This window comes from Vibrio sp. V42_P2S4T144 (assembly GCF_009904715.1).
Taxonomy (GTDB): Bacteria; Pseudomonadota; Gammaproteobacteria; order Enterobacterales; family Vibrionaceae; genus Vibrio; species Vibrio alginolyticus.
Window position 1 is genome coordinate 1 of sequence record NZ_WXWS01000284.1, and the last position, 4,605, is coordinate 4,605.

The following is a 4,605-nucleotide window of genomic DNA, read 5'->3' on the forward strand; positions in this document are numbered from 1 at the left end:
CTCCAAAGCACCACTTGGAGCGTTTTACTTCGTCAGGTACTTTCCCCAAGTACTCAATAACATAACCAATACAAAAAACGCGTACGGAGACTTTATGCGCTTAAATAAAACCTTACTATCACTGACTATCGCTGCTGCAATCGCGGTTCCTGTAATGCAAGCTACTGCTGCTCCTCTGCAAATTAGCAATACAGCAGCAAAAGCAGAGCAAGTTCAAAGTGCTAACGCTTGGCTAGAAATAAACTTAGGTCAGTTCCGCGATAATATTGAGCAGTTTAAATCGCACATGGATGGCAAAACGAAAATCTGCGCCGTGATGAAAGCCGACGCATACGGTAATGGTATCGCAGGCCTGATGCCGACTATTATCGAACAACAAATTCCTTGCGTTGCCGTTGCAAGTAACGCCGAAGCACAAACTGTTCGCGACAGTGGCTTTAAAGGCCAACTCATGCGTGTACGCTCAGCGGATATTGGCGAGATTGAAGCCGCAATCGACCTAAATGTCGAAGAGTTGATAGGCACAGCAGAGCAAGCTAAAGCACTGTCTAAACTAGCCGAGAAAGCTGGTAAAGAACTCAAAGTTCACCTTGCTCTTAACGACGGTGGTATGGGACGTAATGGTGTTGATATGACGACAGAAGCGGGCAAGAAAGAAGCGCTAGAAATCGCTCAACAAGCTGGCGTTAATATTGTTGGTATCATGACTCATTTCCCTAACTACAATGCAGACGACGTGCGCCAAAAGTTAGCTTCATTCAAAGACAGTTCTGCATGGCTGATTAAAGAAGCGAATCTAAAACGCGACAACATTTTACTGCACGTAGCAAACTCTTACACCGCGCTTAATGTTCCTGAGGCCCAGCTTGATATGGTTCGTCCTGGTGGCGTTTTATACGGAGACTTACCAACTAACCCTGAGTACCCTTCTATCGTGTCTTTCAAAACACGCGTGGCATCCGTTCACCACCTGCCAAAAAATAGCACAGTCGGTTACGACAGCAGCTACACAACAAGCAAAGAAAGCTTAATGGCGAACATTCCTGTTGGTTACTCTGATGGCTATCCACGAAAAATGGGGAATACAGCAGAAGTTCTGATCAATGGCCAACGTGCAAAAGTTGCGGGCGTTGCTTCAATGAACACCACAATGGTAGATGTTACAGGTATCAAAGATGTTGAGCCTGGTTCTGAAGTTGTTTTGTTTGGCTCCCAACAAGGCAAAACGATTTCAGCTGCTGAGATGGAAAAACACGCAGAAGTCATCTTCCCTGAACTATATACGGTTTGGGGAAGCGCGAACCCTCGTGTCTACGTAAAATAAACCTACTAAGTTATTCGTAACAGAGCGAAAAAGCGAGCCTGGTGCTCGCTTTCTTTCTTATCTACTAATTTGTACTAGCTCGTGATTCTATCAATTAAACAGAGCTTACTATTTCTGTTGTTTTACTCTTCTTTAGCACTACCAAGTGCGACTCTCTACACTCTGTTTCTTAAAGCCGCTTGGATGGCTCATTTTTATATAGCACTTAGTGTTTGAAAGCCCCTCTAATTGATGTTAAACATGAAGTTTACAAAAGAATAACAAACACACTCGTATGGCACTGCCCCTTTGCCTGCTAGCTAGGTATCTCTATGACAGAAAATACTCAACATCTTCAACGCTCCTCCACTGAGTTGCACGAATTTAATCGGCTTGACGTCTGGAACGGCTTCACCCAACTTTTACCTCTCTCTATGTTCGTGGTCATATTTGGCCTCGCTTTCGGTGTTGCTGCCGTACAGACTGGACTAGATGTATTTCCCACTATGTTGATGAGCACACTGGTCTTCGCCGGTGCTTCACAATTTGCCACGTTAGAAATGTGGGGAGCAGAAGTCCCTCTCATTCCAGTTCTTATTACTGTATTTGCTATTAATGCTCGTCACCTCTTGATGGGAGCCACACTTTATCCATGGTTACGACAACTCCCACCAACAAAACGTTACGGTGTAATGCTGGTTGCATCAGACGCCAACTGGGCAATGGCACTCAATGCATTTGGTAGAAAAGAACCAGGCTTTGGCTTGCTTGTTGGTGGCGGCTTAGCGATGTGGTCTTTTTGGATTGTGGGCACCTGGATCGGCATTTATTTTGGTAGCGCAATCAAAGATCCGGTGGGCCTCGGGCTCGATATGGTTATGGGATGCTTCCTGCTGTCTATGGTGGTGGCTGGGCCGAAAGACTTAAGAATCTTTGCAATTTGGGCCATAGCAGCAGCCTCTTCTATGTTGGCGTATTGGTATTTGCCAGAGAATAGCCACGTAGTGGTTGGCGCCATTACTGGCGGAGTATTGGGTGCTTGTTGGAAGGAGAAGAAAGCATGAACATCGAAACAACCATAGGTGGCACACTGGTTATCATCATCGCTATGGCGTTAGTCACGCTCATAACCCGCTGGGGCGGAGTGTATGTTATGTCATTCATTCCAATTAGCGAACGGGTTCAACGTTTCATTACTGCGATGTCAGGCTCCGTACTGGTTGCCCTTTTAGCTCCGCTAGCAGTAGAGGGTGATAATGGTGCTAGAGCAGCACTGTTTTCTACTGCTGTTGTCATGTTCATCGTGAAAAAGCCTCTACCAGCAATTGCAGCAGGCATCATCGCCGCCGCCGCGGTACGTGCTCTTTAGTCGCTGTTTCAACGCCGATACCAGTCATCAATAAAAGACCCAAAACACAAAGCCCTGATGTCACAAGTGTCATCAGGGCTTATCTTATGCTCATCATTTGAACGATGAACAACGATTATTAATCATAGTGAGACAGCACATTACGCACAGCAGTTACAATTGCGCTTATATTTGTCCATTTTACCAATACCAGGGTTAAAGGTATTGGTTGGGTCTAATTCGTGGTAAAACTTCTGCAACGAGTTTTCGGCTTCATACAAGTGACCCACATTATGTTCTGCTGGGTATTTGGCACCACGGCTATTGAGGTGCTCTAGCATCAGCTTTTTCATCAACTTCGTGTCAGTCCCTTTTTTGAAAATGTAATCTTGATGGAAGACGTAACACATAAAGTGACCATAATAGAGCGCTTGAACAAGGTTCTTACTCACCTCTTCAGGCAAAGTTTCTAGCCACTCTTCATCATTGCGTCGCAATGCGATATCAAGTGCAACGATGTCTTCTACGTCTTTTCGATGAATCGTCTCGTACCGAATTGCTGCACCAGCGGCTGCAAAGCGATGTAAATAAGCTTTTTTACCTTCTTCCGGCGTACACTCGAAGAAATCACAGTCGTCTTCAACAGCCCAAACTTCTTTGAGGTATTTTTGTGCTTCAGCAATACCACCATCACTCATTTTCAATACCAGGTGATGCTCATACTTGTCACGGAAATCCAGCATTCGCTCTGGTAAATGTTGTGGGAACAACTTGCTCGCGTAGTACAAAATGGTGTCTGGCAGATATTTACTGACAAACGGGATGCGCTCTAAGAAGTTTTCTACCTTAGCTTTAAGTGCGAACATTTTTGGCAGCTTATCTGTGCCTAACAAGTCGATGGATAAGAACACATCCTTGCCGTACTTCTCTGCCATGTTGAAGATATCTCGATGCAAGTATTCTCCCATCTCAGGCAAGTCATCAAACGTAGATAAGAAGTCTTTTCGCAACTTCGTTAGTTTCGCAGGGTCATTGGTGCCAAGGTAAAAAACCTGCTCTTTTTCGGGTACTGGGTAGCTGTCAACCCGAACGGCAAAAACACCCAACTTGCCAGCACAGCCACTGGCTTCAAATAATCGGCGTTCATCGGCATTAAAGCGAGAAGGAATGTCAGAAGTCACGTCTCGAACACGTTCATCGTATTCTTTGTCTGATGCCATTCGCTCATCATGAATGATCTTCGCTGGGTCAAAGTTCCCTTCTTGCAGGTTTGTAAGAATTTCTTCTGGCGTTTCACCTAATCCTTCAATACCAAGGTGGTTCACCAAATGTAACTGGCCTTGCTTATCGACCTGCGCGTAGATCGCCAGTTCCGTATAAGCAGGACCACGCTTAACTAGCGCACCGCCTGAGTTATTAGCGATACCACCGACCACAGTGGCACCTAGCGATGAAGAGCCGATGATAGAATGCGGTGCTCGGTTCACTGCCTTCAACTCTTTCTCCAAAGAGTGTAAGCTCGCACCAGGCAAGCAAACCGCCTGCTTACCGCCATCTAATAAGTGAATCTTCTTGATTTTGGTAATATTGATCACAACCACATCGCGATCATAATCATTACCACTCGGAGCCGAGCCCTCTGTTAAACCTGTTTTAGCCGCCTGCATGATAATGATGCAGTTTGCTTCAACACACTGTTTAATAATCTTCCATTGTTCTAGAAGAGTGTTAGGAAACACGATAGCAAGCGCATTACCACTACCCGAACGAAACCCCGAGCGGTAATATTTCGTTTTAACCTCGTCGGTTAGAACATTTTCTTCCCCAACGATGGCTTTAAATTCTTCAATCAGCTGCTTTTGTTTCATATCCGTATCTCTAGTTATTGTACTTAGCTCACAACACCGCTTAGCGGCAGGCATGGCGTTTGAGCCACTATAAGCAGTCCATTTCC

Annotated in this window: 4 protein-coding genes; 3 read left to right on the forward strand and 1 reads right to left on the reverse strand. The window is 45.3% G+C overall.

What is annotated here, in order from left to right; all coding sequences use genetic code 11:
* Nucleotides 1–94: 94 nt before the first annotated feature.
* From alr to CAG68_RS09625, 3 genes are all read left to right on the forward strand, one after another.
* A complete protein-coding gene (alr, locus tag CAG68_RS09615) occupies nucleotides 95–1,324 on the forward strand; it encodes an alanine racemase (RefSeq protein WP_086047354.1) in 1,230 nt (409 codons plus the stop codon).
* A 311-nt stretch (nucleotides 1,325–1,635) separates the two neighbouring features.
* Nucleotides 1,636–2,367, forward strand: a complete 732-nt coding sequence (locus CAG68_RS09620) for an AzlC family ABC transporter permease (protein WP_017820197.1) — start codon at nucleotides 1,636–1,638, stop codon at nucleotides 2,365–2,367.
* Nucleotides 2,364–2,672, forward strand: a complete 309-nt coding sequence (locus CAG68_RS09625; protein WP_086047352.1) for an AzlD family protein — start codon at nucleotides 2,364–2,366, stop codon at nucleotides 2,670–2,672. Before CAG68_RS09620 ends, CAG68_RS09625 begins: the two co-directional genes overlap by 4 nt.
* 140 nt (nucleotides 2,673–2,812) lie before the next feature.
* On the opposite strand, the gene dld is transcribed toward CAG68_RS09625, so the two are convergent.
* A complete protein-coding gene (gene dld, locus CAG68_RS09630; RefSeq protein WP_086047351.1) occupies nucleotides 2,813–4,519 on the reverse strand; it encodes a D-lactate dehydrogenase in 1,707 nt (568 codons plus the stop codon).
* Between the last annotated feature and the right edge of the window lie 86 nt (nucleotides 4,520–4,605).